Source organism: Escherichia sp. E1130 (assembly GCF_005781065.1).
GTDB lineage: Bacteria > Pseudomonadota > Gammaproteobacteria > Enterobacterales > Enterobacteriaceae > Escherichia.
In genome coordinates this window covers 1-26210 of sequence record NZ_VATL01000054.1, presented here as the reverse complement: position 1 = coordinate 26210, position 26210 = coordinate 1, and the positions used below count along the sequence as shown (strand labels likewise).

Here is a 26210-nt window from a genome sequence, read left to right as displayed (position 1 = left end):
TTCGCAATCCGTGAAGGCGGCCGTACCGTTGGTGCGGGCGTTGTTGCTAAAGTTCTGAGCTAATTACGCGTTAATTAGTTTTGAATTAAAAAGGGCGCTTAGGCGCCCTTTTTGCTGCCCGTAATTTGAGTTCGAAATATTTCGTCGTAATTTCGCTGGCTGAACTGTGGCGCAAATAAAACTGTGCTATTGTAATCATAACTATTCTCATTTACACTTTGCGCAGAATTTGAACGGGAGTAATCATGTACGTTTGTTTGTGTAATGGTGTAAGTGACAAAAAAATTCGCCAGGCAGTCCGTCAGTTTCATCCTCAGTCTTTCCAACAATTACGCAAGTTTATTCCTGTGGGAAATCAATGTGGTAAGTGCATTCGCGCCGCACGCGAAGTGATGCAGGACGAGTTGATGCAGATGCCCGAATTTAAAGAGATTGCCTGAAGCTCACGCTTATTTTTTGACATCCCGCTAGCCCCATCTACGCTCTAATAGTGGAAGCGGAGGGACTATAAAATGAAAGGTGATGTTAAAATCATAAATTATCTCAATAAACTATTGGGAAATGAGCTTGTCGCGATCAATCAGTATTTTCTTCATGCCCGTATGTTTAAAAACTGGGGCCTGATGCGCCTTAATGATGTCGAATACCATGAATCTATCGATGAGATGAAGCACGCCGATAAATATATCGAGCGTATTTTGTTCTTAGAAGGGATTCCTAACTTACAGGATTTAGGCAAGCTAGGGATCGGTGAAGATGTTGAAGAGATGCTGCAATCCGACCTGCGATTAGAGCTGGAAGGTGCGAAGGATCTTCGTGAGGCTATTGCTTATGCCGACAGCGTTCATGACTATGTTAGCCGCGATATGATGATCGAGATCCTTGCTGATGAAGAAGGTCATATCGACTGGCTCGAAACTGAACTGGATCTCATCGGTAAAATCGGCCTACAAAATTACCTGCAATCACAAATTAAAGTTAAAGATTAACGGTCTGCCAGCAGACTATCCCAGCCTACAACGAAACCCGCAGCTGCCAGAAATGGCCCAAAAGGCAGCGGGTTTTTTAATGATTCTTTTCCTCTCATGAGCAGACCAATAACTACGGCTCCGCAAGCGAATGAGGCGGCAAGGAAAACCAGCCGTGGCAAGAAGGCCCATGTATGCCAAGCGCCAAGGGCGGCGAGAAACTTCACATCACCATAGCCTAATCCTTCTTTATGACGCAGTATGCGATATCCCCAGTAAATGACAGCGAATGTGCCGTAACCAATAATCGCCCCCCATAACGCATCGGCTAAACCGTCAGGATGACAAACCTGATAGAACAAAAGACCTGACCAGAGTAACGGGCAGGTAAACCGGTCAGGTAACAAGCCATGCTTTGCATCCCAGAAAAAAAGTAGGGCTGATAAGCAAACGTACAAAATCAGAAAGGGAAGGGTAGCGACCATAAAACATCCTCTGTAATTGGAGTATCACCATCGAATAACTCCGGATACTCAGCAACAGCGAAATCGCTGATTTGTTAACCTGGTTCCGGTGAAAAACGCTATCTTCACGACCTTACAAATTTCGTGGAATGCAGCTCGCAATCTGTGCGTTGCGATTAATTTCTACCCGATGCTTGCGTCAATCTCAGATTTGCGTATAATGCGCGGGCTTGTCGTAGTTGACAGCAGGTTCAATCTGAACCTCAGTTAGCCGAATTTGGCTACCTAACAATGCTCCCAATCGGGGGGCTACGTAAGAACGGTTACACTCTCCCATCAATCGTAATGGGTCTGAGGAGTAATCATTTTCGTTTATAAAATAATTGGAGCTCTGGTCTCATGCAGAACCAAAGAATCCGTATCCGCCTGAAAGCGTTTGATCATCGTCTGATCGATCAAGCAACCGCGGAAATCGTCGAGACTGCCAAGCGCACTGGTGCGCAGGTCCGTGGTCCGATCCCGCTGCCGACACGCAAAGAGCGCTTCACTGTTCTGATCTCTCCGCACGTCAACAAAGACGCGCGCGATCAGTACGAAATCCGTACTCACTTGCGTCTGGTTGACATCGTTGAGCCAACCGAGAAAACCGTTGATGCTCTGATGCGTCTGGATCTGGCTGCCGGTGTAGACGTGCAGATCAGCCTGGGTTAATCAGGTCATTGAGCGATTGAGAGGTTGAAACAATGATTGGTTTAGTCGGTAAAAAAGTGGGTATGACCCGTATCTTCACAGAAGACGGCGTTTCTATCCCAGTAACCGTAATCGAAGTTGAAGCAAACCGCGTTACTCAGGTTAAAGACCTGGCTAACGATGGCTACCGTGCTATTCAGGTAACCACCGGTGCTAAAAAAGCTAACCGTGTGACCAAGCCTGAAGCTGGCCACTTCGCTAAAGCTGGCGTAGAAGCTGGCCGTGGTCTGTGGGAATTCCGCCTGGCTGAAGGCGAAGAGTTCACTGTAGGTCAGAGCATTAGCGTTGAACTGTTTGCTGACGTTAAAAAAGTTGACGTAACTGGCACCTCTAAAGGTAAAGGTTTCGCAGGTACCGTTAAGCGCTGGAACTTCCGTACCCAGGACGCTACTCACGGTAACTCCTTGTCTCACCGCGTACCGGGTTCTATCGGTCAGAACCAGACTCCGGGCAAAGTGTTCAAAGGCAAGAAAATGGCAGGTCAGATGGGTAACGAACGTGTAACCGTTCAGAGCCTTGACGTAGTACGCGTTGACGCTGAGCGCAACCTGCTGCTGGTTAAAGGTGCTGTCCCGGGTGCAACCGGTAGCGACCTGATCGTTAAACCAGCTGTGAAGGCGTAAGGAGATAGCAATGGAATTAGTATTGAAAGACGCGCAGAGCGCGCTGACTGTTTCCGAAACTACCTTCGGTCGTGATTTCAACGAAGCGCTGGTTCACCAGGTTGTTGTTGCTTATGCAGCCGGTGCTCGTCAGGGTACTCGTGCTCAGAAGACTCGTGCTGAAGTAACTGGTTCCGGTAAAAAACCGTGGCGCCAGAAAGGCACCGGCCGTGCGCGTTCTGGTTCTATCAAGAGCCCGATTTGGCGTTCTGGTGGCGTGACCTTCGCTGCTCGTCCGCAGGACCACAGTCAAAAAGTTAACAAGAAGATGTACCGCGGCGCGCTGAAAAGCATCCTGTCCGAACTGGTACGTCAGGATCGTCTGATCGTTGTCGAGAAGTTCTCTGTAGAAGCACCGAAAACCAAGCTGCTGGCACAGAAACTGAAAGACATGGCTCTGGAAGATGTGCTGATCATCACCGGTGAGCTGGACGAGAACCTGTTCCTGGCTGCGCGCAACCTGCACAAGGTTGACGTACGCGATGCAACTGGTATCGACCCGGTTAGCCTGATCGCCTTCGACAAAGTCGTAATGACTGCTGATGCTGTTAAGCAAGTTGAGGAGATGCTGGCATGATTCGTGAAGAACGTCTGCTGAAGGTGCTGCGTGCACCGCACGTTTCTGAAAAAGCGTCTACTGCGATGGAAAAATCCAACACCATCGTACTCAAAGTTGCTAAAGACGCGACCAAAGCAGAAATCAAAGCTGCTGTGCAGAAACTGTTTGAAGTCGAAGTCGAAGTCGTTAACACCCTGGTAGTTAAAGGGAAAGTTAAACGTCACGGACAGCGTATCGGTCGTCGTAGCGACTGGAAAAAAGCTTACGTCACCCTGAAAGAAGGCCAGAATCTGGACTTCGTTGGCGGCGCTGAGTAAGTCGGAGGAGTAATACAATGGCAGTTGTTAAATGTAAACCGACATCTCCGGGTCGTCGCCACGTTGTTAAAGTGGTTAACCCTGAGCTGCACAAGGGCAAACCTTTTGCTCCGTTGCTGGAAAAAAACAGCAAATCCGGTGGTCGTAACAACAATGGCCGTATCACCACTCGTCATATCGGTGGTGGCCACAAGCAGGCTTACCGTATTGTTGACTTCAAACGCAACAAAGACGGTATCCCGGCAGTTGTTGAACGTCTTGAGTACGATCCGAACCGTTCCGCGAACATCGCGCTGGTTCTGTACAAAGACGGTGAACGCCGTTACATCCTGGCCCCTAAAGGCCTGAAAGCTGGCGACCAGATTCAGTCTGGCGTTGATGCTGCAATCAAACCAGGTAACACCCTGCCGATGCGCAACATCCCGGTTGGTTCTACTGTTCACAACGTAGAAATGAAACCAGGTAAAGGCGGTCAGCTGGCACGTTCCGCTGGTACTTACGTTCAGATCGTTGCTCGTGATGGTGCTTATGTCACCCTGCGTCTGCGTTCTGGTGAAATGCGTAAAGTAGAAGCAGACTGCCGTGCAACTCTGGGCGAAGTTGGCAATGCTGAGCATATGCTGCGCGTTCTGGGTAAAGCAGGTGCTGCACGCTGGCGTGGTGTTCGTCCGACCGTTCGCGGTACCGCGATGAACCCGGTAGACCACCCACATGGTGGTGGTGAAGGTCGTAACTTTGGTAAGCACCCGGTAACTCCGTGGGGCGTTCAGACCAAAGGTAAGAAGACCCGCAGCAACAAGCGTACTGATAAATTCATCGTACGTCGCCGTAGCAAATAATTTTAGAGGATAAGCCATGCCACGTTCTCTCAAGAAAGGTCCTTTTATTGACCTGCACTTGCTGAAGAAGGTAGAGAAAGCGGTGGAAAGCGGAGACAAGAAGCCCCTGCGCACTTGGTCCCGTCGTTCAACGATCTTTCCTAACATGATCGGTTTGACCATCGCTGTCCATAATGGTCGTCAGCACGTTCCGGTATTTGTAACCGACGAAATGGTCGGCCACAAACTGGGTGAATTCGCACCGACTCGTACTTATCGCGGCCACGCTGCTGATAAAAAAGCGAAAAAGAAATAAGGTAGGAGGAAGAGATGGAAACTATCGCTAAACATCGCCATGCTCGTTCTTCTGCTCAGAAGGTTCGCCTTGTTGCTGACCTGATTCGCGGTAAGAAAGTGTCGCAGGCTCTGGATATTCTGACCTACACCAACAAGAAAGCGGCTGTACTGGTCAAGAAGGTTCTGGAATCTGCCATTGCTAACGCTGAACACAACGATGGCGCTGACATTGACGATCTGAAAGTTACGAAAATTTTCGTAGACGAAGGCCCGAGCATGAAGCGCATTATGCCGCGTGCAAAAGGTCGTGCAGATCGCATCCTGAAGCGCACCAGCCACATCACTGTGGTTGTGTCCGATCGCTGAGACTCTGGAGACTAGCAATGGGTCAGAAAGTACATCCTAATGGTATTCGCCTGGGTATTGTAAAACCATGGAACTCTACCTGGTTTGCGAACACCAAAGAATTCGCTGACAACCTGGACAGCGATTTTAAAGTACGTCAGTACCTGACAAAGGAACTGGCTAAAGCGTCCGTATCTCGTATCGTTATCGAGCGTCCGGCTAAGAGCATTCGTGTAACCATTCACACTGCTCGCCCGGGTATCGTTATCGGTAAAAAAGGTGAAGACGTAGAAAAACTGCGTAAGGTCGTAGCGGACATCGCTGGCGTTCCTGCACAGATCAACATCGCCGAAGTTCGTAAGCCTGAACTGGACGCAAAACTGGTTGCTGACAGCATCACTTCTCAGCTGGAACGTCGCGTTATGTTCCGTCGTGCTATGAAGCGTGCTGTACAGAACGCAATGCGTCTGGGCGCTAAAGGTATTAAAGTTGAAGTTAGCGGCCGTCTGGGCGGCGCGGAAATCGCACGTACCGAATGGTACCGCGAAGGTCGCGTACCGCTGCACACTCTGCGTGCTGACATCGACTACAACACCTCTGAAGCGCACACCACTTACGGTGTAATCGGCGTTAAAGTGTGGATCTTCAAAGGCGAGATCCTGGGTGGTATGGCTGCTGTTGAACAACCGGAAAAACCGGCTGCTCAGCCTAAAAAGCAGCAGCGTAAAGGCCGTAAATAAGGAGCGTCGCTGATGTTACAACCAAAGCGTACAAAATTCCGTAAAATGCACAAAGGCCGTAACCGCGGTCTGGCGCAGGGTACGGATGTTAGCTTCGGCAGCTTCGGTCTGAAAGCTGTTGGCCGTGGTCGTCTGACTGCACGTCAGATCGAAGCAGCACGTCGTGCTATGACCCGTGCAGTTAAGCGTCAAGGTAAGATCTGGATCCGTGTGTTCCCGGACAAACCGATCACTGAAAAGCCGCTGGCAGTGCGTATGGGTAAAGGTAAAGGTAACGTGGAGTATTGGGTTGCCTTGATTCAGCCGGGTAAAGTCCTGTATGAAATGGACGGTGTTCCGGAAGAGCTGGCCCGTGAAGCATTCAAGCTGGCAGCAGCGAAACTGCCGATTAAAACCACCTTTGTAACTAAGACGGTGATGTAATGAAAGCAAAAGAGCTGCGTGAGAAGAGCGTTGAAGAGCTGAACACCGAGCTGCTGAACTTGCTGCGTGAGCAGTTCAACCTGCGTATGCAGGCTGCAAGTGGCCAGCTGCAACAGTCTCACCTGTTGAAGCAAGTGCGTCGCGATGTCGCACGCGTTAAGACTTTACTGAACGAGAAGGCGGGTGCGTAATGACCGATAAAATCCGTACTCTGCAAGGTCGCGTTGTTAGCGACAAAATGGAGAAATCCATTGTTGTTGCTATCGAACGTTTTGTGAAACACCCGATCTACGGTAAATTCATCAAGCGTACGACCAAACTGCACGTACATGACGAGAACAACGAATGCGGTATCGGTGACGTGGTTGAAATCCGCGAATGCCGTCCGCTGTCCAAGACTAAATCCTGGACGCTGGTTCGCGTTGTAGAGAAAGCGGTTCTGTAATACAGTACACTCTCTCGATACGAATAAACGGCTCAGAAATGAGCCGTTTATTTTTTCTACCCATATCCTTGAAGCGGTGTTATAATGCCGCGCCCTCGATATGGGGATTTTTAACGACCTGATTTTCGGGTCTCAGTAGTAGTTGACATTAGCGGAGCACTAAAATGATCCAAGAACAGACTATGCTGAACGTCGCCGACAACTCCGGTGCACGTCGCGTAATGTGTATCAAGGTTCTGGGTGGCTCGCACCGTCGCTACGCAGGCGTAGGCGACATCATCAAGATCACCATCAAAGAAGCAATTCCGCGTGGTAAGGTCAAAAAAGGTGATGTGCTGAAGGCGGTAGTGGTGCGCACCAAGAAGGGTGTTCGTCGCCCGGACGGTTCTGTCATTCGCTTCGATGGTAATGCTTGTGTTCTTCTGAACAACAACAGCGAGCAGCCTATCGGTACGCGTATTTTTGGGCCGGTAACTCGTGAGCTTCGTAGTGAGAAGTTCATGAAAATTATCTCTCTGGCACCAGAAGTACTCTAAGGAGCGAATCATGGCAGCGAAAATCCGTCGTGATGACGAAGTTATCGTGTTAACCGGTAAAGATAAAGGTAAACGCGGTAAAGTTAAGAATGTCCTGTCTTCCGGCAAGGTCATTGTTGAAGGTATCAACCTGGTTAAGAAACATCAGAAGCCGGTTCCGGCCCTGAACCAACCGGGTGGCATCGTTGAAAAAGAAGCCGCTATTCAGGTTTCCAACGTAGCAATCTTCAATGCGGCAACCGGCAAGGCTGACCGTGTAGGCTTTAGATTCGAAGACGGTAAGAAAGTCCGTTTCTTCAAGTCTAACAGCGAAACTATCAAGTAATTTGGAGTAGTACGATGGCGAAACTGCATGATTACTACAAAGACGAAGTAGTTAAAAAACTCATGACTGAGTTTAACTACAATTCTGTCATGCAAGTCCCTCGGGTCGAGAAGATCACCCTGAACATGGGTGTTGGTGAAGCGATCGCTGACAAAAAACTGCTGGATAATGCAGCAGCAGACCTGGCAGCAATCTCCGGTCAAAAACCGCTGATCACCAAAGCACGCAAATCTGTTGCAGGCTTCAAAATCCGTCAGGGCTATCCGATCGGCTGTAAAGTAACTCTGCGTGGCGAACGCATGTGGGAGTTCTTTGAGCGCCTGATCACTATTGCTGTACCGCGTATCCGTGACTTCCGTGGCTTGTCCGCTAAGTCTTTCGACGGTCGTGGTAATTACAGCATGGGTGTCCGTGAGCAGATCATCTTCCCAGAAATCGACTACGATAAAGTCGACCGCGTTCGTGGTTTGGATATTACCATTACCACTACTGCGAAATCTGACGAAGAAGGCCGTGCTCTGCTGGCTGCCTTTGACTTCCCGTTCCGCAAGTAAGGTAGGGTTACTAAATGGCTAAGCAATCAATGAAAGCACGCGAAGTAAAACGCGTAGCTTTAGCTGATAAATACTTCGCGAAACGCGCTGAACTGAAAGCGATCATCTCTGATGTGAACGCTTCCGACGAAGATCGTTGGAATGCTGTTCTCAAGCTGCAGACTCTGCCGCGTGATTCCAGCCCGTCTCGTCAGCGTAACCGCTGCCGTCAAACAGGTCGTCCGCATGGTTTCCTGCGGAAGTTCGGGTTGAGCCGTATTAAGGTCCGTGAAGCCGCTATGCGCGGTGAAATCCCGGGTCTGAAAAAGGCTAGCTGGTAATTGTCACCAATTGAATCACGGGAGTAAAGACAGATGAGCATGCAAGATCCGATCGCGGATATGCTGACCCGTATCCGTAACGGTCAGGCCGCGAACAAAGCTGCGGTCACCATGCCTTCCTCCAAGCTGAAAGTGGCAATCGCCAACGTGCTGAAGGAAGAAGGTTTTATTGAAGATTTTAAAGTTGAAGGCGACACCAAGCCTGAACTGGAACTTACTCTGAAGTATTTCCAGGGCAAAGCTGTTGTAGAAAGCATTCAGCGTGTCAGCCGCCCAGGTCTGCGCATCTATAAACGTAAAGATGAGCTGCCGAAAGTTATGGCGGGTCTGGGTATCGCAGTTGTTTCTACCTCTAAAGGTGTTATGACTGATCGTGCAGCGCGCCAGGCTGGTCTTGGTGGCGAAATTATCTGCTACGTAGCCTAATCGGAGGAAAAAATGTCTCGTGTTGCTAAAGCACCGGTCGTTGTTCCTGCCGGCGTTGATGTAAAAATCAACGGTCAGGTTATTACGATCAAAGGTAAAAACGGCGAGCTGACTCGTACTCTCAACGATGCTGTTGAAGTTAAACATGCAGATAATACCCTGACCTTCGGTCCGCGTGATGGTTACGCAGACGGTTGGGCTCAGGCTGGTACCGCGCGTGCCCTGCTGAACTCAATGGTTATCGGTGTTACCGAAGGCTTCACTAAGAAGCTGCAGCTGGTTGGTGTAGGTTACCGTGCAGCGGTTAAAGGCAATGTGATTAACCTGTCTCTGGGTTTCTCTCATCCTGTTGACCATCAGCTGCCTGCGGGTATCACTGCTGAATGTCCGACTCAGACTGAAATCGTGCTGAAAGGCGCTGATAAGCAGATGATCGGCCAGGTTGCAGCGGATCTGCGCGCCTACCGTCGTCCTGAGCCTTACAAAGGCAAGGGTGTTCGTTACGCCGACGAAGTCGTGCGTACCAAAGAGGCTAAGAAGAAGTAAGGTAACACTATGGATAAGAAATCTGCTCGTATCCGTCGTGCGACCCGCGCACGCCGCAAGCTCCAGGAGCTGGGCGCAACTCGCCTGGTGGTACATCGTACCCCGCGTCACATTTACGCACAGGTAATTGCACCGAACGGTTCTGAAGTTCTGGTAGCTGCTTCTACTGTAGAAAAAGCTATCGCTGAACAACTGAAGTACACCGGTAACAAAGACGCGGCTGCAGCTGTGGGTAAAGCTGTCGCTGAACGCGCTCTGGAAAAAGGCATCAAAGATGTATCCTTTGACCGTTCCGGGTTCCAATATCATGGTCGTGTCCAGGCACTGGCAGATGCTGCCCGTGAAGCTGGCCTTCAGTTCTAAGGTAGAGGTGTAAGATGGCTCACATCGAAAAACAAGCTGGCGAACTGCAGGAAAAGCTGATCGCGGTAAACCGCGTATCTAAAACCGTTAAAGGTGGTCGTATTTTCTCCTTCACAGCTCTGACTGTAGTTGGCGATGGTAACGGTCGCGTTGGTTTTGGTTACGGTAAAGCGCGTGAAGTTCCAGCAGCGATCCAGAAAGCGATGGAAAAAGCCCGTCGCAATATGATTAACGTCGCGCTGAATAACGGCACTCTGCAACACCCTGTTAAAGGTGTTCATACGGGTTCTCGCGTATTCATGCAGCCGGCTTCCGAAGGTACCGGTATCATCGCCGGTGGTGCAATGCGCGCCGTTCTGGAAGTCGCTGGGGTTCATAACGTTCTGGCTAAAGCATATGGTTCCACCAACCCGATTAACGTGGTTCGTGCAACTATCGATGGCCTGGAAAATATGAATTCTCCAGAAATGGTCGCTGCCAAGCGTGGTAAATCCGTTGAAGAAATTCTGGGGAAATAAACCATGGCAAAGACTATTAAAATTACTCAAACCCGCAGTGCAATCGGTCGTCTGCCGAAACACAAGGCAACGCTGCTTGGCCTGGGTCTGCGTCGTATTGGTCACACCGTAGAGCGCGAGGATACTCCTGCTATTCGCGGTATGATCAACGCGGTTTCCTTCATGGTTAAAGTTGAGGAGTAAGAGATGCGTTTAAATACTCTGTCTCCGGCCGAAGGCTCCAAAAAGGCGGGTAAACGCCTGGGTCGTGGTATCGGTTCTGGCCTCGGCAAAACCGGTGGTCGTGGTCACAAAGGTCAGAAATCTCGTTCTGGCGGTGGCGTACGTCGCGGTTTCGAGGGTGGTCAGATGCCTCTGTACCGTCGTCTGCCGAAATTCGGCTTCACTTCTCGTAAAGCAGCGATTACAGCCGAAGTTCGTCTGTCTGACCTGGCTAAAGTAGAAGGCGGTGTTGTAGACCTGAACACGCTGAAAGCGGCTAACATTATCGGTATCCAGATCGAGTTCGCGAAAGTGATCCTGGCTGGCGAAGTAACTACTCCGGTAACTGTTCGTGGCCTGCGTGTTACTAAAGGCGCTCGTGCTGCTATCGAAGCTGCTGGCGGTAAAATCGAGGAATAAGTAGCAGATGGCTAAACAACCGGGATTAGATTTTCAAAGTGCCAAAGGTGGCTTAGGCGAGCTGAAACGCAGACTGCTGTTTGTTATCGGTGCGCTGATTGTGTTCCGTATTGGCTCTTTTATTCCGATCCCTGGTATTGATGCCGCTGTACTTGCCAAACTGCTTGAGCAACAGCGAGGCACCATCATTGAGATGTTTAACATGTTCTCTGGTGGTGCTCTCAGCCGTGCTTCTATCTTTGCTCTGGGGATCATGCCGTATATTTCGGCGTCGATCATTATCCAGCTGCTGACGGTGGTTCACCCGACGTTGGCAGAAATTAAGAAAGAAGGGGAGTCTGGTCGTCGTAAGATCAGCCAGTACACCCGTTACGGTACTCTGGTGCTGGCAATATTCCAGTCGATCGGTATTGCTACCGGTCTGCCGAATATGCCTGGTATGCAAGGCCTGGTTATTAACCCGGGCTTTGCATTCTACTTCACCGCTGTTGTAAGTCTGGTCACAGGAACGATGTTCCTGATGTGGTTGGGCGAACAGATCACTGAACGAGGTATCGGCAACGGTATTTCAATCATTATCTTCGCCGGTATTGTCGCGGGACTCCCGCCAGCCATAGCCCATACTATCGAGCAAGCGCGTCAAGGCGACCTGCACTTCCTCGTGTTGCTGTTGGTTGCAGTATTAGTATTTGCAGTGACGTTCTTTGTTGTATTTGTTGAGCGTGGTCAACGCCGCATTGTGGTAAACTACGCAAAACGTCAGCAAGGTCGTCGTGTCTATGCTGCACAGAGCACACATTTACCGCTGAAAGTGAATATGGCGGGGGTAATCCCGGCAATCTTCGCTTCCAGTATTATTCTGTTCCCGGCTACCATCGCGTCATGGTTCGGGGGCGGTACTGGTTGGAACTGGCTGACAACAATTTCGCTGTATTTGCAGCCTGGGCAACCGCTTTATGTGTTACTCTATGCGTCTGCAATCATCTTCTTCTGTTTCTTCTACACGGCGTTGGTTTTCAACCCGCGTGAAACAGCAGATAACCTGAAGAAGTCCGGTGCATTTGTACCAGGAATTCGTCCGGGAGAGCAAACGGCGAAGTATATCGATAAAGTAATGACCCGCCTGACCTTGGTTGGTGCGCTGTACATTACCTTTATCTGCCTGATCCCGGAGTTCATGCGTGATGCAATGAAAGTACCGTTCTACTTCGGTGGGACCTCACTGCTTATCGTTGTTGTCGTGATTATGGACTTTATGGCTCAAGTGCAAACTCTGATGATGTCCAGTCAGTATGAGTCTGCATTGAAGAAGGCGAACCTGAAAGGCTACGGCCGATAATTGGTCGCCCGAGAAGTTACGGAGAGTAAAAATGAAAGTTCGTGCTTCCGTCAAGAAATTATGCCGTAACTGCAAAATCGTTAAGCGTGATGGTGTCATCCGTGTGATTTGCAGTGCCGAGCCGAAGCATAAACAGCGCCAAGGCTGATTTATTCGCATATTTTTCTTGCAAAGTTGGGTTGAGCTGGCTAGATTAGCCAGCCAATCTTTTGTATGTCTGTGCGTTTCCATTTGAGTATCCTGAAAACGGGCTTTTCAGCATGGAACGTACATATTAAATAGTAGGAGTGCATAGTGGCCCGTATAGCAGGCATTAACATTCCTGATCATAAGCATGCCGTAATCGCATTAACTTCGATTTATGGCGTCGGCAAGACCCGTTCTAAAGCCATCCTGGCTGCAGCGGGTATCGCTGAAGATGTTAAGATCAGTGAGCTGTCTGAAGGACAAATCGACACGCTGCGTGACGAAGTTGCCAAATTTGTCGTTGAAGGTGATCTGCGCCGTGAAATCAGCATGAGCATCAAGCGCCTGATGGATCTTGGTTGCTATCGCGGTTTGCGTCATCGTCGTGGTCTCCCGGTTCGCGGTCAGCGTACCAAGACCAACGCACGTACCCGTAAGGGTCCGCGCAAACCGATCAAGAAATAATCGGGGTGATTGAATAATGGCAAAGGCACCAATTCGTGCACGTAAACGTGTAAGAAAACAAGTCTCTGACGGCGTGGCTCATATCCATGCTTCTTTCAACAATACCATCGTGACTATCACTGATCGTCAGGGTAACGCGTTGGGTTGGGCAACAGCCGGTGGTTCCGGTTTCCGTGGTTCTCGCAAATCCACTCCGTTTGCAGCTCAGGTTGCAGCAGAGCGTTGCGCTGACGCCGTGAAAGAATACGGCATCAAGAATCTGGAAGTTATGGTTAAAGGTCCGGGTCCAGGCCGCGAATCTACTATTCGTGCTCTGAACGCCGCAGGTTTCCGCATCACTAACATTACTGATGTGACTCCGATCCCTCATAACGGTTGTCGTCCGCCGAAAAAACGTCGCGTATAACGCTTCGTTTTCCAGGTTTGTTGGAGAAAGAAAATGGCAAGATATTTGGGTCCTAAGCTCAAGCTGAGCCGTCGTGAGGGCACCGACTTATTCCTTAAGTCTGGCGTTCGCGCGATCGATACCAAGTGTAAAATTGAACAAGCTCCTGGCCAGCACGGTGCGCGTAAACCGCGTCTGTCTGACTATGGTGTGCAGTTGCGTGAAAAGCAAAAAGTTCGCCGTATCTATGGTGTGCTGGAGCGTCAGTTCCGTAACTACTACAAAGAAGCAGCACGTCTGAAAGGCAACACCGGTGAAAACCTGTTGGCTCTGCTGGAAGGTCGTCTGGACAACGTTGTATACCGTATGGGCTTCGGTGCCACTCGTGCAGAAGCACGCCAGCTGGTTAGCCATAAAGCAATTATGGTAAACGGTCGTGTTGTTAACATCGCTTCTTATCAGGTTAGTCCGAATGACGTTGTAAGCATTCGTGAGAAAGCGAAGAAGCAGTCTCGCGTGAAAGCCGCTCTGGAGCTGGCTGAGCAGCGTGAAAAGCCAACCTGGCTGGAAGTTGATGCTGGCAAGATGGAAGGTACGTTTAAGCGTAAGCCGGAGCGTTCTGATCTGTCTGCGGACATTAACGAACACCTGATCGTCGAGCTTTACTCCAAGTAAAGCTTAGTACCAAAGAGAGGACACAATGCAGGGTTCTGTGACAGAGTTTCTAAAACCGCGCCTGGTTGATATCGAGCAAGTGAGTTCGACGCACGCCAAGGTGACCCTTGAGCCTTTAGAGCGTGGCTTTGGCCATACTCTGGGTAACGCACTGCGCCGTATTCTGCTCTCATCGATGCCGGGTTGCGCGGTGACCGAGGTTGAGATTGATGGTGTACTACATGAGTACAGCACCAAAGAAGGCGTTCAGGAAGATATCCTGGAAATCCTGCTCAACCTGAAAGGGCTGGCGGTGAGAGTTCAGGGCAAAGATGAAGTTATTCTTACCTTGAATAAATCTGGCATTGGCCCTGTGACTGCAGCCGATATCACCCACGACGGTGATGTCGAAATCGTCAAGCCGCAGCACGTGATCTGCCACCTGACCGATGAGAACGCGTCTATTAGCATGCGTATCAAAGTTCAGCGCGGTCGTGGTTATGTGCCGGCTTCTACCCGAATTCATTCGGAAGAAGATGAGCGCCCAATCGGCCGTCTGCTGGTCGACGCATGCTACAGCCCTGTAGAGCGTATTGCCTACAATGTTGAAGCAGCGCGTGTAGAACAGCGTACCGACCTGGACAAGCTGGTCATCGAAATGGAAACCAACGGCACAATCGATCCTGAAGAGGCGATTCGTCGTGCGGCAACCATTCTGGCTGAACAACTGGAAGCTTTCGTTGACTTACGTGATGTACGTCAGCCGGAAGTGAAAGAAGAGAAACCAGAGTTCGATCCGATCCTGCTGCGCCCTGTTGACGATCTGGAATTGACTGTCCGCTCTGCTAACTGCCTTAAAGCAGAAGCTATCCACTATATCGGTGATCTGGTACAACGTACCGAGGTTGAGCTCCTTAAAACGCCTAACCTTGGTAAAAAATCTCTTACTGAGATTAAAGACGTGCTGGCTTCCCGTGGACTGTCTCTGGGTATGCGCCTGGAAAACTGGCCACCGGCAAGCATCGCTGACGAGTAACCGGATCACAGGTTAAGGTTTTACTGAGAAGGATAAGGTCATGCGCCATCGTAAGAGTGGTCGTCAACTGAACCGCAACAGCAGCCATCGCCAGGCTATGTTCCGCAATATGGCAGGTTCACTGGTTCGTCATGAAATCATCAAGACGACTCTGCCTAAAGCGAAAGAGCTGCGCCGCGTAGTTGAGCCGCTGATTACTCTTGCCAAGACTGATAGCGTTGCTAATCGTCGTCTGGCATTCGCCCGTACTCGTGATAACGAGATCGTGGCAAAACTGTTTAACGAACTGGGCCCGCGTTTCGCGAGCCGTGCCGGTGGTTACACTCGTATTCTGAAGTGTGGCTTCCGTGCAGGCGACAACGCGCCGATGGCTTACATCGAGCTGGTTGATCGTTCAGAGAAAGCAGAAGCTGCTGCAGAGTAATCTGAAGCAACGTAAAAAAACCCGCCCCGGCGGGTTTTTTTATATCTGTAGTATCCCCACTTATCTACAATAGCTGTACTCTTTTTGTTCATCCCCTGGAGTATTTATGTGGTTACTTGACCAGTGGGCAGAGCGCCATATTACTGAAGCACAGGCTAAAGGTGAGTTTGAAAATCTCCCAGGCAGTGGTGAACCATTAATCCTGGAAGATGACACACATGTGCCGCCGGAACTGCGTGCGGGCTATCGCTTGTTAAAGAGTGCCGGCTGTTTACCGCCAGAACTTGAGCAGCGCAAGGAAGCTATTCAGCTTCTGGATATTCTCAACGGTATCCGTCAGGATGATCCGCAATATCAAGATGTTAGCCGTCAGTTGTCTTTACTGGAGTTGAAACTGCGGCAAGCAGGTTTGAGTACTGAATTTTTACGTGGCGAATATGCAGATAAGCTTCTGCATAAAATTAATGACAACTGAGAGATAATTTATGTATCGCATTGGTGAGTTGGCAAAACTGGCAGAAGTTACGCCCGACACAATACGTTATTACGAAAAACAGCAGATGATGGATCATGAAGTTCGTACGGAAGGAGGCTTTCGCCTGTATACCGAAAGCGATCTCCAACGGTTGAAATTTATTCGGCATGCCAGACAACTTGGTTTCAGTCTTGAGTCGATCCGTGAGTTACTTTCGATCCGTATCGATCCTGAACATCATACTTGTCAGGAATCAAAAGGTATTGTGCAGGAAAGATTACAGGAAGTGGAAGCGCGGATAGCTGAGTTGCAGAGCATGCAGCGTTCCTTGCAACGTCTTAACGATGCCTGTTGTGGTAGCGCCCATAGCAGCGTTTATTGCTCTATCCTTGAAGCTCTTGAACAAGGAGCCAGCGGTGTCAAAGCAGGTTGTTGATTTTTTGCACTGACGGGATTACACTCGCGCCGTTAAATAACCAACTGGAGTTTTTATGAGTCGATATCAGCATACGAAAGGGCAGATAAAGGATAATGCGATTGAAGCATTACTACATGACCCTTTGTTCAGGCAGCGTGTAGAAAAAAATAAAAAAGGGAAAGGCAGTTATATGCGAAAAGGAAAACATGGCAATCGGGGTAGCTGGGAGGCCAGTGGCAAGAAAGTAAATCACTTTTTTACCACTGGCCTTCTGCTTTCAGGCGCTTGTTAAGATCGGTTATTCTGCTCTTTCAGCAAATCACGAATTTCTGTCAGTAATACTTCTTCTTTAGTTGGTGCAGGTGCTGCTGCCGGTTCTTCTTTCTTACGATTCAGTTTGTTGATTAGTTTAATCGCCATAAAGATGGCAAAGGCCACAATTAGAAAATCAAAGACGTTTTGAATGAAGACACCGTAATGCATCACAACAGCAGGGATATCCCCCTGCGCATCGCGTAGCGTGACAGCAAACTGTTTAAAGTCGATCCCGCCAATTAATAAGCCTAAAGGTGGCATGATGATATCGGCAACCAGTGAAGAGACGATCTTCCCGAATGCCGCACCGATAATGACACCCACCGCCAAATCCACCACGTTCCCGCGCATCGCAAATTCGCGAAATTCTTTAATAATGCTCATGTTATTCTCCCTATGAAGCCGACAACCATAAGTCTAACAAATGTTAAGCCATTTTCCTGCCAGGAATGAATTTAATTAATCCTTGATAATCAAAGGGAAATAATAAGGCGTCATTAGACGCCTTATTAATTACAAAAAGAAAGGACTTGGCTGGAAGAGTCTTTCGACGTCGGTAATAAACTTTTTATCTGTGAGGAACATAATTACGTGATCGCCTTGCTCAATGCGCAGATTGTCATTGGCAATCATCACGTCGTTTCCACGTACCACCGCTCCAATAATCGTTCCTGGCGGTAGCTTGATTTCATCAATGACTCTGCCGACAACGCGCGAGGTGCTTTCATCACCGTGAGCAACGGCTTCAATAGCTTCTGCTACGCCGCGGCGCAATGAGGAAACACCAACAATATCTGCTTTTCGCACATGACTAAGCAACGCAGAAATAGTTGCTTGTTGTGGTGAAATCGCAATATCGATCACGCTCCCCTGAACCAGATCCACATAAGCGCGACGCTGGATCAATACCATCACCTTTTTCGCACCCATACGTTTGGCGAGCATGGCTGACATGATATTGGCCTCGTCATCGTTGGTGACGGCAATAAACAGATCAACTTGATCGATATGTTCTTCGGCCAGCAGTTCTTGATCCGACGCATCACCAAAAAAGACGATCGTATTCTGCAACTTTTCCGCCAGTTCGGCAGCGCGCTGCTGATTACGTTCGATGAGTTTGACGCTGTAATCTTTTTCCAGGCGACGCGCCAGCCCTGCACCGATATTACCGCCACCAACCAGCATGATCCGCTTATACGGTTTTTCCAGTCGCTGTAATTCACTCATCACCGCGCGTATATGCTGCGAGGCGGCAATAAAGAACACTTCATCACCAGCTTCAACAATAGTCGAACCTTGCGGGCGGATAGGACGGTCGTGGCGGAAAATTGCCGCCACGCGGGTATCGATATGTGGCATATGCTCGCGCATGGTCGAAAGCGCATTACCAATAAGCGGGCCACCATAATAGGCTTTTACCACTGCAAGGCTCACTTTGCCCTCAGCGAAGTTCACCACCTGCAATGCGCCGGGATACTCAATCAGTCGGTAAATATTATCGATAACCAACTGCTCTGGTGCGATCAGATGATCAATCGGTACAGCATCTGAATGAAATAGCTTATCGGCATCGCGCACGTAGTCTGGTGAGCGGATACGAGCGATGCGATTAGGGGTGTTGAAAAGTGAGTAGGCTACCTGGCAGGCAACCATATTGGTTTCATCTGAACTGGTTACAGCAACCAGCATATCGGCGTCGTCGGCACCTGCCTCCCGCAATACGCGTGGATGAGAGCCATGCCCCTGCACGACTCGCAGGTCAAATTTATCCTGCAAGGTCCGCAGACGCTCACCGTTGGTATCGACAACAGTAATATCGTTGTTCTCGCCAACCAGGTTTTCCGCCAGTGTGCCGCCAACCTGACCGGCACCCAGAATGATAATTTTCATCAGTCGCGACCCGTTATCTCATCACTTTTTGATTAGCTTAGCGTAAAAGAAGCCGTCGCCCTCTTCAGCACCAGGCAGATTTTGCTTACCCGGTTGTTCTGGTGTTCCGGTGTCGCAAAGTTCGGCATCAGCGGTACGTTGCAAAAAGGCTTTAACCTGCAGGCTATTCTCTTCCGGTAACACCGAACAGGTGGCATAGACCAGGGTTCCACCGGATTTTAAATGCGGCCAAATGGCGTCGAGAATTTCAGACTGCAGTTGCGCGAGTTCCGGGATATCGCGATCACGACGTAACCACTTGATATCCGGATGTCGACGAATCACACCCGTTGCTGAACAAGGCGCATCTAATAAAATGCGATCAAACTGTTGCTCGCCACACCATTGGGAAGGGGAGCGGCCATCACCTTGTTTCACGGTCGCCTTCATACCAAGGCGTTTTAAATTGTCGTAAACGCGAGAGAGGCGCTGTTCGTCAATATCAACCGCAAGAACCTGCGCTTCTGGTGCCACCTCAAGGATATGTGTTGTTTTACCGCCGGGGGCGGCACAAAGATCCAGAATGTGTTCACCGTTTTGTGGCGCAAGCCAGGTCATGCAACCTTGTGCTGATGCATCCTGAACGGTAACCCATCCGTCTTCAAAACCGGGTAGCGCATGAACAGGTGCAGGTGTTTCCAGCCGTACAGCATCAGGGTAATCCGAATGCGGGAAGCCTTTCATTCCTGCTTCATCCAGCAATGCAAGCCAACTGTCGCGGGAATGATGCGTACGATTAACGCGCAGCCACATTGGCGGACGCTGGTTATTGGCGTCAACGATAGATTGCCACTGCTCTGGATACGCTTTTTGCAGACGCTTCAGCAACCAGGAAGGATGCAGATAACGTGCATCACTGGCATTAAACTCGGCTAATAACTCTTCTTGCTGACGCTGGAACTGACGTAATACGCCGTTAATCAACCCTTTAAGTTGCGGGCGCTTAATTGTGACAGCGCCTTCAACCGTTTCAGCCAGCGCAGCATGCGGTGGAATGCGGGTATAAAGCAGTTGATACAAACCAACCATAATCAGGTAATGCACGGTCCGCTGTTTGCCTGTCATCGGACGGGCCATTAACTTATTAATCAGCCAGTCTAACTGTGAAAGCGTGCGCAGTACGCCAAAGCACAACTCTTGAAGAAGTGCTTTGTCTTTATCGGAAACCTTTTGCTGGAGCGCTGGCAAAATGTTGCTTAATGATTGCCCTTGCTCGACGACTTGTTCAACGGCCTGGGCCGCCATGCTACGTAAATTACGTTGTTTTTTCATAAGTATAAAAATGCCCGGCAAGACCGGGCTTAGAAGAGTGGACTATCAGGCCAGACGCTTGCCCGGAACAAACCATTCCCGACGAGAATTCAGGAGGTCTTGTGCGCTCATCGCTTTCTTACCCGCAGGTTGTAACGAGAGCAGGTTCAGGATGCCATCACCAGTCGCAACCTGGATGCCTTGTTTGTTGGCTTCAAGGATCGTTCCTGGGGCAGCGTTGGTTACCGTATCAATGACCGACGCTTTCCAGACTTTAACCGGCTGTCCTTCAATTTCCAGCCAGCTCATTGGCCATGGATTGAAAGCGCGAATGCAGCGTTCAAGCTGTGCTGCCGAAAGTGACCAGTCAATACGCGCTTCTTCTTTACTCAACTTTTCGGCGTAAGTAACAAGAGTTTCATCCTGAATTTCTGGTTTCGCCGTGCCGTCTGCCAGTTGTTTCAATGTGGCGATAAGCCCTTGTGGGCCAAGCTCTGCCAGTTTGTCATATAACGTGCCGCTGGTATCTTCTGCGGTAATCGGGCAGGAGAGCTTATAGAGCATGTCACCGGTGTCTAAACCAACATCCATTTGCATAATGGTCACACCAGTTTCTGCATCACCCGCCCACAGCGAACGTTGGATTGGCGCGGCGCCGCGCCAGCGCGGCAGCAGTGAACCATGAACATTGATGCATCCAAGACGCGGCATTTCCAGCACCGCTTTAGGCAGAATCAGCCCATAGGCGACGACGACCATAACATCAGCCTGCAGATCGGCGACCAGTTGCTGGTTTTCTTGTGGACGCAGGGAAACAGGTTGAAAAACGGGTAGACCTTTTTCCTCAGCCAGAACTTTAACCGGGCTGGGCATCAGTTTTTTACCACGTCCTGCCGGTCGGTCTGGCTGGGTGAACACGCCAACGACGTTATGACCAGAAGACAACAGCGCGTCGAGATGACGCGCTGCAAAGTCAGGTGTTCCCGCAAAAATAATACGTAGTGATTCTGACACGTTAGTTCTTATCCTTAAGCCCGGGCTTTCAGACGATCCAGTTTTTCAACTTTCTGACGAATACGTTGTTGTTTCAGCGGTGACAGGTAATCCATGAACAGTTTACCGACCAGGTGATCCATCTCATGCTGAATGCAGATGGCTAACAGACCATCAGCTTCCAGTTCAAATGGTTTACCATCGCGGTCCAGGGCGCGAATTTTCACTTTCTCTGCGCGCGGCACTAAAGCACGCTGTTCAGGGATCGACAGGCAACCTTCTTCAATGCCTGTTTCGCCGCTTTTTTCTAAAAGCTCCGGATTGATTAACACCAGCCGTTCGTCGCGGTTTTCCGAAACATCAATAACAATGATACGTTGATGGATATCAACCTGGGTTGCCGCCAGGCCAATACCTTCTTCCGCGTACATCGTCTCGAACATATCATCGACGATACGCTGAATTTCTGCATTCACTTCTTCTACCGGTTTAGCAACTTTGCGAAGCCGCTCGTCCGGAATATGTAACACTTGCAAAACTGACATAAATCTCCAGAGATGTGTTCAGGAGTTAGAAAGATTATTTCTTCTATTCTAGACAAATCCCCCTCTGATTGACAGCATCACTGACCAATCGCAAAGATTGCTAAGGCTGCTTATGGCAGGGAGATAAGGATGGTCGATACCGAAATTTGGCTGCGTTTAATGAGCATCAGCAGCTTGTACGGCGATGATATGGTCCGCATTGCTCACTGGCTGGTAGAACAGCCAAATATTGATGCAGTTGTACTGCAGCAAACAGGGCTTTCATCGCGACAGGCACAACGCTTTCTTACATTTTCACAGCAGAGTATTGAAAGCTCACTTTGTTGGCTGGAGCAACCTAACCATCATTTAATCCCAGCGGACAGTGAATTTTATCCTCCTCAACTTATTGCAACGGCTGATTATCCAGGTGCACTGTTTGTTGCTGGTGATCTACAAGCGCTGCAATCATTTCAGTTGGCCGTAGTGGGAAGCCGGGCGCATTCATGGTATGGCGAACGGTGGGGGCGGCTGTTATGTGAGGCGCTGGCGGCGCGAGGCGTGACAATTACCAGTGGGCTGGCGCGCGGAATCGATGGTGTAGCGCATAAAGCGGCCTTGCAGGTAAATGGTGTCAGTGTTGCTGTGCTGGGGAATGGGCTAAATACCATTCATCCGCGTCGCCATGCCCGACTTGCTACCAGTCTGCTTGAACATGGTGGGGCTCTTGTCTCGGAGTTTCCCCTTGATACCCCTCCTCTTGCTTACAATTTCCCGCGAAGAAATCGCATTATTAGTGGTCTAAGTAAAGGTGTACTGGTGGTGGAAGCGGCTTTGCGCAGTGGTTCACTGGTGACAGCGCGTTGTGCGCTTGAGCAGGGACGTGAAGTCTTTGCTTTGCCCGGTCCATTAGGGAGTCCCGGAAGTGAAGGCCCCCACTGGCTTATAAAACAAGGTGCGATTCTTGTGACGGAACCGGAAGAAATTCTGGAAAATTTGCAATATGGATTGCACTGGTTGCCAGATGCCCATGAAAAATCATTTTATTCATCAGATCAGGAAGACGTGGCATTGCCATTTCCTGAGCTCCTGGCTAACGTAGGAGATGAGGTAACACCTGTTGACGTCGTCGCTGAACGTGCCGGCCAACCTGTGCCAGAGGTAGTTACTCAACTACTTGAACTGGAGTTAGCAGGATGGATCGCAGCTGTACCCGGCGGCTATGTCCGATTGAGGAGGGCATGCCATGTTCGACGTACTAATGTATTTGTTTGAAACCTATATTCACACTGAAGCTGAGTTGCGTGTGGATCAAGACAAACTTGAACAGGATCTTACCGACGCAGGTTTTGAGCGAGAAGATATCTACAATGCCCTGCTATGGCTGGAAAAACTTGCTGATTATCAGGAAGGGTTGGCAGAACCGATGCAACTGGCCTCGGATCCTCTCTCCATGCGTATTTATACACCGGAAGAGTGTGAACGACTGGATGCCAGCTGCCGTGGGTTTCTGCTTTTCCTTGAGCAGATTCAGGTGCTCAACCTTGAAACCCGTGAAATGGTGATAGAGCGAGTGCTCGCGCTGGATAACGCAGAGTTCGAACTGGATGATCTGAAATGGGTGATCCTGATGGTGTTGTTCAACATCCCGGGCTGCGAAAATGCGTACCAGCAAATGGAAGAATTACTCTTTGAAGTGAATGAAGGTATGCTGCATTAATCATTTCTTTAATTCAGCATAAGTTGTTATGGCGAAATCAGCACTGTTCACGGTGCGTAATAATGAGTCCTGCCCAAAGTGCGGGGCTGAACTGGTTATTCGATCCGGGAAACACGGTCCGTTTCTTGGGTGCTCACAGTATCCGGCGTGTGACTACGTCCGTCCTCTGAAATCTTCAGCGGATGGGCATATCGTCAAAGTTCTGGAGGGGCAGGTTTGCCCTGCATGCGGAGCAAATCTGGTATTACGCCAGGGACGCTTTGGTATGTTTATTGGTTGCAGTAACTATCCTGAATGCGAACATACCGAACTTATCGATAAACCGGACGAAACAGCAATTACCTGTCCTCAATGTCGGACGGGCCATCTGGTCCAGCGGCGCTCCCGTTATGGCAAAACATTTCACTCCTGTGATCGCTACCCTGAGTGTCAATTTGCTATTAACTTCAAACCAATAGCCGGAGAGTGCCCTGAGTGTCATTATCCGCTACTCATCGAAAAGAAAACCGCGCAGGGTGTTAAACATTTCTGTGCCAGTAAACAATGTGGAAAGCCGGTTTCGGCGGAATAATAACGTGAATAATAACCTGCAAGGAGACGCTATCGCAGCTGCGATAGATGTCCTCAATGAAGAACGTGTCATCGCCTATCCAACGGAAGCCGTTTTTGGTGTCGGGTGCGATCCTGATAGCGAAACAGCAGTGATGCGACTGTTGGATTTAAAACAGCGTCCGGTTGATAAGGGGCTGATTTTAATCGCGGCAAATTACGAGCAGCTTAAACCCTATATTGATGACAGCATGCTGACTGACGCGCAGCGTGAAACCATTTTTTCTCGCTGGCCTGGTCCTGTCACTTTTGTCTTTCCCGCGCCTGCGACAACACCACGATGGTTGACGGGCCGCTTTGATTCGCTTGCTGTACGAGTCACCGAGCATCCGTTGGTGGTTGCTTTGTGCCAGGCTTATGGTAAACCGCTAGTTTCTACCAGTGCCAACTTGAGTGGATTACCACCTTGTCGAACAATAGAGGAAGTTCACGCACAGTTTGGTGCTGATTTCCCGGTTGTGCTAGGTGAAACGGGCGGTCGTTTAAATCCTTCAGAAATTCGTGATGCCCTGACGGGTGAACTGTTTCGACAGGGGTAACATAATGGAAACCTATGCTGTTTTTGGTAATCCGATAGCCCACAGCAAATCGCCATTCATTCATCAGCAATTTGCACAGCAACTGAATATTGAACATCCCTATGGCCGCGTGCTGGCACCTATCAATGATTTCATCAACACGCTAAACGCTTTCTTTAGTGCTGGTGGTAAAGGTGCGAATGTGACAGTGCCTTTTAAAGAAGAGGCTTTTGCCAGAGCGGATGAGCTTACTGAACGGGCAGCGTTGGCTGGTGCTGTAAATACCCTCAAGCGGTTAGAAGATGGACGCCTACTGGGTGACAATACCGATGGTGTAGGCTTGTTAAGCGATCTAGAACGTCTGTCTTTTATTCGCTCCGGTTTACGTATTCTGCTTATCGGCGCTGGCGGGGCATCTCGTGGGGTATTACTGCCGCTTCTCTCTCTGGACTGTGCGGTGACAATCACTAACCGAACGGTTTCTCGCGCGGAAGAGTTGGCGAAATTGTTTGCGCACACTGGTAGTGTTCAGGCGTTGGGTATGGACGAACTGGATGGTCACGAGTTCGATCTTATTATTAACGCGACATCCAGTGGCATTAGTGGAGATGTTCCGGCGATCCCGGCATCGCTCGTCCATTCAGGTATTTGTTGTTATGACATGTTCTACCAGAAGGGAAAAACGCCCTTTCTGGCATGGTGTGAACAGCAAGGCTCAAAACGTAATGCGGATGGATTGGGGATGTTAGTGGCGCAGGCGGCTCATGCCTTCCTTCTCTGGCACGGTGTTCTGCCTGACGTAGCATCAGTTATAAAGCAATTGCAGGAGGAGTTGTCCGCGTGAATCAGGCCATCCAGTTTCCAGACAGGGAAGAGTGGAACGAGAGTAAAAAATGCGTTTGTTTTCCAGCTCTTGTAAATGGTATGCAGCTCACTTGCGCTATTATTGGAGAGAGTCTGGCGAACCGCTTTGCAGGAGATACGCCAGAACAGTGGTTAGCGAATTTTCGTCAGCATCGCTGGGACCTGGAAGAGGAAGCGGAAAACTTAATTCAGGAACAAAGTGAAGATGATCAAGGCTGGGTCTGGTTACCCTGATCCAGATATTCGTCCTTCCATTTCACGTAATTATTTGCGGAATAGCGTAACCCAGCCTTCTCTTCATCACTTAACGGGCGGATCTGTTTGACGGGGCTACCGAGATACAGATATCCGCTCTCCAGTCGTTTATTTTGTGGGACCAGGCTACCCGCACCAATCATCACATCATCTTCTACTATTGCGCCATCAAGTAAAATTGAGCCCATCCCAACCAAAACTCGATTGCCAATGGTGCAGCCGTGGAGCATCACTTTATGTCCAACCGTAACGTCTTCACCGACGATCAACGGATTGCCTTGTGGATTAGCCGTTGATTTATGGGTCACGTGTAAGACGCTACCATCCTGAATATTAGTGCGGGCACCGATTTGTACATAATTCACATCGCCACGAATCACAACGAGCGGCCAGATCCCCACATCATCAGCCAGGCGAGCGTCACCAATAACCACACTACTACTGTCGATCATTACGCGCTGACCGATTTGTGGAAAAAGATCGCGGTATGGGCGTAAAACATCAGACATACTTACCTCAACAATAAATGATTTACTAATGACTTTGGGTGCATTATTGGCCTTGTGCAAGTCTTTTAGTATGCAAAAAAGCACCGTTTTGTGTGTGAATGCAGCAAAAAGGGTGAAAAAACAACAAACAGAAAAAAAGATCAAAAAAGTACTTGTGCAAAAAATTGGGATCCCTATAATGCGCCTCCGTTGAGACGACAACGTGAAACACTTCACAAGATGGTCGTAACAACAAAGAGAAAAATCCTGAAATTCAGGGTTGACTCTGAAAGAGGAAAGCGTAATATACGCCACCTCGCGACAGTGAGCTGAAAGCCGCGTCGCAACTGCTCTTTAACAATTTA

At 49.5% G+C, this 26210-nt stretch carries 47 protein-coding genes; 40 read left to right on the top strand and 7 right to left on the bottom strand.

Going from position 1 to position 26210, the window contains the following annotated elements; genetic code table 11:
- From FEK66_RS24985 to bfr, 3 genes are all read left to right on the top strand, one after another.
- Positions 1-63: elongation factor Tu (locus FEK66_RS24985; RefSeq protein WP_072095827.1), on the top strand; the 63-nt coding region annotated here is incomplete at its 5' end.
- A gap of 182 nt (positions 64-245) precedes the next feature.
- Positions 246-440: a bacterioferritin-associated ferredoxin gene (bfd, locus tag FEK66_RS24980; RefSeq protein ID WP_000289090.1), complete on the top strand. Its 195-nt coding sequence runs from the start codon at positions 246-248 to the stop codon at positions 438-440.
- A 72-nt stretch (positions 441-512) separates the two neighbouring features.
- Complete coding sequence (bfr, locus tag FEK66_RS24975; protein ID WP_000675515.1) at positions 513-989, top strand: bacterioferritin; 477 nt, start codon at positions 513-515, stop codon at positions 987-989.
- Here the strand turns inward: bfr and FEK66_RS24970 are convergent.
- The gene (locus FEK66_RS24970; protein ID WP_135559155.1) at positions 986-1453 is read right to left on the bottom strand and encodes an A24 family peptidase; all 468 of its coding nucleotides are present in this window, start codon (positions 1451-1453) and stop codon (positions 986-988) included. The genes bfr and FEK66_RS24970 overlap by 4 nt on opposite strands.
- A gap of 378 nt (positions 1454-1831) precedes the next feature.
- Here FEK66_RS24970 and rpsJ point away from each other — a divergent pair, with 378 nt between their 5' ends.
- The 31 genes from rpsJ (at position 1832) to arfA (ending at position 16671) form a co-directional block, all read left to right on the top strand.
- Entirely contained in the window at positions 1832-2143 is a 312-nt protein-coding gene (rpsJ, locus tag FEK66_RS24965; protein WP_001181004.1) for a 30S ribosomal protein S10, read from the top strand.
- 32 nt (positions 2144-2175) lie between these two features.
- Positions 2176-2805 (top strand): 50S ribosomal protein L3, encoded by a 630-nt coding sequence (rplC, locus tag FEK66_RS24960; protein WP_000579833.1) that lies wholly within the window; start codon positions 2176-2178, stop codon positions 2803-2805.
- A 10-nt stretch (positions 2806-2815) separates the two neighbouring features.
- Positions 2816-3421 carry a 50S ribosomal protein L4 gene (gene rplD / locus FEK66_RS24955; RefSeq protein WP_000424395.1) on the top strand — a complete coding sequence of 202 codons (606 nt, stop codon included), beginning with the start codon at positions 2816-2818 and terminating at the stop codon, positions 3419-3421.
- Complete coding sequence (gene rplW / locus FEK66_RS24950; protein ID WP_000617544.1) at positions 3418-3720, top strand: 50S ribosomal protein L23; 303 nt, start codon at positions 3418-3420, stop codon at positions 3718-3720. The genes rplD and rplW overlap by 4 nt, the downstream gene beginning before the upstream one ends.
- A 17-nt stretch (positions 3721-3737) precedes the next feature.
- Entirely contained in the window at positions 3738-4559 is an 822-nt protein-coding gene (rplB, locus tag FEK66_RS24945; protein ID WP_000301864.1) for a 50S ribosomal protein L2, read from the top strand.
- Between the two features lie 16 nt (positions 4560-4575).
- Positions 4576-4854: a 30S ribosomal protein S19 gene (rpsS, locus tag FEK66_RS24940; RefSeq protein WP_001138117.1), complete on the top strand. Its 279-nt coding sequence runs from the start codon at positions 4576-4578 to the stop codon at positions 4852-4854.
- Between the two features lie 14 nt (positions 4855-4868).
- On the top strand, positions 4869-5201 hold the full coding sequence (rplV, locus tag FEK66_RS24935; protein ID WP_000447529.1) for a 50S ribosomal protein L22: 333 nt from the start codon (positions 4869-4871) through the stop codon (positions 5199-5201).
- Between the two features lie 17 nt (positions 5202-5218).
- Entirely contained in the window at positions 5219-5920 is a 702-nt protein-coding gene (rpsC, locus tag FEK66_RS24930) for a 30S ribosomal protein S3 (RefSeq protein ID WP_000529945.1), read from the top strand.
- 12 nt (positions 5921-5932) lie between these two features.
- Positions 5933-6343 carry a 50S ribosomal protein L16 gene (gene rplP / locus FEK66_RS24925; RefSeq protein WP_000941212.1) on the top strand — a complete coding sequence of 137 codons (411 nt, stop codon included), beginning with the start codon at positions 5933-5935 and terminating at the stop codon, positions 6341-6343.
- The gene (gene rpmC, locus FEK66_RS24920; protein ID WP_000644741.1) at positions 6343-6534 is read left to right on the top strand and encodes a 50S ribosomal protein L29; all 192 of its coding nucleotides are present in this window, start codon (positions 6343-6345) and stop codon (positions 6532-6534) included. The genes rplP and rpmC overlap by 1 nt, the downstream gene beginning before the upstream one ends.
- Positions 6534-6788 (top strand): 30S ribosomal protein S17, encoded by a 255-nt coding sequence (rpsQ, locus tag FEK66_RS24915; protein WP_000130100.1) that lies wholly within the window; start codon positions 6534-6536, stop codon positions 6786-6788. The genes rpmC and rpsQ overlap by 1 nt, the downstream gene beginning before the upstream one ends.
- Before the next feature lie 164 nt (positions 6789-6952).
- Positions 6953-7324 (top strand): 50S ribosomal protein L14, encoded by a 372-nt coding sequence (gene rplN / locus FEK66_RS24910; protein ID WP_000613955.1) that lies wholly within the window; start codon positions 6953-6955, stop codon positions 7322-7324.
- A 10-nt stretch (positions 7325-7334) separates the two neighbouring features.
- Complete coding sequence (gene rplX, locus FEK66_RS24905) at positions 7335-7649, top strand: 50S ribosomal protein L24 (RefSeq protein ID WP_000729185.1); 315 nt, start codon at positions 7335-7337, stop codon at positions 7647-7649.
- Positions 7650-7663: 14 nt separating this feature from the next.
- Positions 7664-8203 carry a 50S ribosomal protein L5 gene (gene rplE / locus FEK66_RS24900; RefSeq protein ID WP_001096200.1) on the top strand — a complete coding sequence of 180 codons (540 nt, stop codon included), beginning with the start codon at positions 7664-7666 and terminating at the stop codon, positions 8201-8203.
- Between the two features lie 14 nt (positions 8204-8217).
- Complete coding sequence (gene rpsN / locus FEK66_RS24895; RefSeq protein ID WP_001118930.1) at positions 8218-8523, top strand: 30S ribosomal protein S14; 306 nt, start codon at positions 8218-8220, stop codon at positions 8521-8523.
- A gap of 33 nt (positions 8524-8556) precedes the next feature.
- Positions 8557-8949 carry a 30S ribosomal protein S8 gene (gene rpsH, locus FEK66_RS24890; RefSeq protein ID WP_000062611.1) on the top strand — a complete coding sequence of 131 codons (393 nt, stop codon included), beginning with the start codon at positions 8557-8559 and terminating at the stop codon, positions 8947-8949.
- Positions 8950-8961: 12 nt separating this feature from the next.
- Complete coding sequence (rplF, locus tag FEK66_RS24885; RefSeq protein WP_064524927.1) at positions 8962-9495, top strand: 50S ribosomal protein L6; 534 nt, start codon at positions 8962-8964, stop codon at positions 9493-9495.
- 9 nt (positions 9496-9504) lie between these two features.
- Positions 9505-9858 carry a 50S ribosomal protein L18 gene (gene rplR, locus FEK66_RS24880; RefSeq protein ID WP_000358960.1) on the top strand — a complete coding sequence of 118 codons (354 nt, stop codon included), beginning with the start codon at positions 9505-9507 and terminating at the stop codon, positions 9856-9858.
- A 14-nt stretch (positions 9859-9872) separates the two neighbouring features.
- Entirely contained in the window at positions 9873-10376 is a 504-nt protein-coding gene (rpsE, locus tag FEK66_RS24875; RefSeq protein WP_000940121.1) for a 30S ribosomal protein S5, read from the top strand.
- Positions 10377-10379: 3 nt separating this feature from the next.
- Positions 10380-10559 (top strand): 50S ribosomal protein L30, encoded by a 180-nt coding sequence (gene rpmD / locus FEK66_RS24870; protein WP_001140433.1) that lies wholly within the window; start codon positions 10380-10382, stop codon positions 10557-10559.
- 3 nt (positions 10560-10562) lie between these two features.
- On the top strand, positions 10563-10997 hold the full coding sequence (gene rplO / locus FEK66_RS24865; RefSeq protein WP_001238917.1) for a 50S ribosomal protein L15: 435 nt from the start codon (positions 10563-10565) through the stop codon (positions 10995-10997).
- Positions 10998-11004: 7 nt separating this feature from the next.
- On the top strand, positions 11005-12336 hold the full coding sequence (gene secY, locus FEK66_RS24860) for a preprotein translocase subunit SecY (RefSeq protein WP_001118861.1): 1332 nt from the start codon (positions 11005-11007) through the stop codon (positions 12334-12336).
- 31 nt (positions 12337-12367) lie between these two features.
- Positions 12368-12484, top strand: a complete 117-nt coding sequence (gene rpmJ / locus FEK66_RS24855; RefSeq protein WP_000868187.1) for a 50S ribosomal protein L36 — start codon at positions 12368-12370, stop codon at positions 12482-12484.
- Between the two features lie 146 nt (positions 12485-12630).
- A complete protein-coding gene (gene rpsM, locus FEK66_RS24850; protein WP_000090775.1) occupies positions 12631-12987 on the top strand; it encodes a 30S ribosomal protein S13 in 357 nt (118 codons plus the stop codon).
- 16 nt (positions 12988-13003) lie between these two features.
- Entirely contained in the window at positions 13004-13393 is a 390-nt protein-coding gene (gene rpsK, locus FEK66_RS24845; RefSeq protein ID WP_001029684.1) for a 30S ribosomal protein S11, read from the top strand.
- A gap of 33 nt (positions 13394-13426) precedes the next feature.
- Positions 13427-14047: a 30S ribosomal protein S4 gene (rpsD, locus tag FEK66_RS24840; RefSeq protein WP_000135224.1), complete on the top strand. Its 621-nt coding sequence runs from the start codon at positions 13427-13429 to the stop codon at positions 14045-14047.
- A 25-nt stretch (positions 14048-14072) separates the two neighbouring features.
- On the top strand, positions 14073-15062 hold the full coding sequence (rpoA, locus tag FEK66_RS24835) for a DNA-directed RNA polymerase subunit alpha (protein ID WP_001162094.1): 990 nt from the start codon (positions 14073-14075) through the stop codon (positions 15060-15062).
- Between the two features lie 40 nt (positions 15063-15102).
- Positions 15103-15486: a 50S ribosomal protein L17 gene (rplQ, locus tag FEK66_RS24830; protein WP_001216368.1), complete on the top strand. Its 384-nt coding sequence runs from the start codon at positions 15103-15105 to the stop codon at positions 15484-15486.
- Positions 15487-15592: 106 nt separating this feature from the next.
- Positions 15593-15961, top strand: a complete 369-nt coding sequence (locus tag FEK66_RS24825; RefSeq protein WP_135495222.1) for a DUF1992 domain-containing protein — start codon at positions 15593-15595, stop codon at positions 15959-15961.
- A gap of 10 nt (positions 15962-15971) precedes the next feature.
- Positions 15972-16397, top strand: a complete 426-nt coding sequence (gene zntR, locus FEK66_RS24820) for a Zn(2+)-responsive transcriptional regulator (RefSeq protein WP_059222259.1) — start codon at positions 15972-15974, stop codon at positions 16395-16397.
- A 55-nt stretch (positions 16398-16452) separates the two neighbouring features.
- Positions 16453-16671 (top strand): alternative ribosome-rescue factor ArfA, encoded by a 219-nt coding sequence (gene arfA, locus FEK66_RS24815; protein WP_042201146.1) that lies wholly within the window; start codon positions 16453-16455, stop codon positions 16669-16671.
- On the opposite strand, the gene mscL is transcribed toward arfA, so the two are convergent.
- The 5 genes from mscL to def all read right to left on the bottom strand — a co-directional run bounded on the left by mscL (position 16668) and on the right by def (position 21412).
- Complete coding sequence (gene mscL, locus FEK66_RS24810; RefSeq protein WP_000022442.1) at positions 16668-17078, bottom strand: large-conductance mechanosensitive channel protein MscL; 411 nt, start codon at positions 17076-17078, stop codon at positions 16668-16670. The genes arfA and mscL overlap by 4 nt on opposite strands.
- 129 nt (positions 17079-17207) lie before the next feature.
- Entirely contained in the window at positions 17208-18584 is a 1377-nt protein-coding gene (trkA, locus tag FEK66_RS24805; protein ID WP_000691382.1) for a Trk system potassium transporter TrkA, read from the bottom strand.
- 21 nt (positions 18585-18605) lie between these two features.
- On the bottom strand, positions 18606-19895 hold the full coding sequence (rsmB, locus tag FEK66_RS24800) for a 16S rRNA (cytosine(967)-C(5))-methyltransferase RsmB (protein WP_135495221.1): 1290 nt from the start codon (positions 19893-19895) through the stop codon (positions 18606-18608).
- Positions 19896-19940: 45 nt separating this feature from the next.
- Positions 19941-20888 carry a methionyl-tRNA formyltransferase gene (gene fmt / locus FEK66_RS24795; RefSeq protein ID WP_135488565.1) on the bottom strand — a complete coding sequence of 316 codons (948 nt, stop codon included), beginning with the start codon at positions 20886-20888 and terminating at the stop codon, positions 19941-19943.
- 14 nt (positions 20889-20902) lie between these two features.
- On the bottom strand, positions 20903-21412 hold the full coding sequence (def, locus tag FEK66_RS24790; RefSeq protein WP_000114984.1) for a peptide deformylase: 510 nt from the start codon (positions 21410-21412) through the stop codon (positions 20903-20905).
- Positions 21413-21541: 129 nt separating this feature from the next.
- On the opposite strand from def, the gene dprA reads away from it, so the two are divergent.
- The 6 genes from dprA to FEK66_RS24760 are packed head-to-tail and all read left to right on the top strand — an operon-like array spanning position 21542 to position 25336.
- Complete coding sequence (dprA, locus tag FEK66_RS24785) at positions 21542-22666, top strand: DNA-protecting protein DprA (protein ID WP_130206875.1); 1125 nt, start codon at positions 21542-21544, stop codon at positions 22664-22666.
- Positions 22638-23111 carry a DUF494 family protein Smg gene (smg, locus tag FEK66_RS24780; RefSeq protein WP_000460680.1) on the top strand — a complete coding sequence of 158 codons (474 nt, stop codon included), beginning with the start codon at positions 22638-22640 and terminating at the stop codon, positions 23109-23111. Before dprA ends, smg begins: the two co-directional genes overlap by 29 nt.
- A 28-nt stretch (positions 23112-23139) precedes the next feature.
- A complete protein-coding gene (locus FEK66_RS24775; protein ID WP_001129723.1) occupies positions 23140-23682 on the top strand; it encodes a type I DNA topoisomerase in 543 nt (180 codons plus the stop codon).
- A 4-nt stretch (positions 23683-23686) separates the two neighbouring features.
- Complete coding sequence (gene tsaC / locus FEK66_RS24770) at positions 23687-24259, top strand: L-threonylcarbamoyladenylate synthase type 1 TsaC (protein WP_135495220.1); 573 nt, start codon at positions 23687-23689, stop codon at positions 24257-24259.
- A gap of 4 nt (positions 24260-24263) precedes the next feature.
- Positions 24264-25082 (top strand): shikimate dehydrogenase, encoded by an 819-nt coding sequence (aroE, locus tag FEK66_RS24765; RefSeq protein ID WP_135495219.1) that lies wholly within the window; start codon positions 24264-24266, stop codon positions 25080-25082.
- Positions 25079-25336, top strand: coding sequence for a DUF1488 domain-containing protein (locus FEK66_RS24760; RefSeq protein ID WP_135495218.1), 258 nt, complete (start codon positions 25079-25081; stop codon positions 25334-25336). The genes aroE and FEK66_RS24760 overlap by 4 nt, the downstream gene beginning before the upstream one ends.
- Here the strand turns inward: FEK66_RS24760 and FEK66_RS24755 are convergent.
- A complete protein-coding gene (locus FEK66_RS24755) occupies positions 25312-25866 on the bottom strand; it encodes a gamma carbonic anhydrase family protein (RefSeq protein ID WP_130206867.1) in 555 nt (184 codons plus the stop codon). The genes FEK66_RS24760 and FEK66_RS24755 overlap by 25 nt on opposite strands.
- Between the last annotated feature and the right edge of the window lie 344 nt (positions 25867-26210).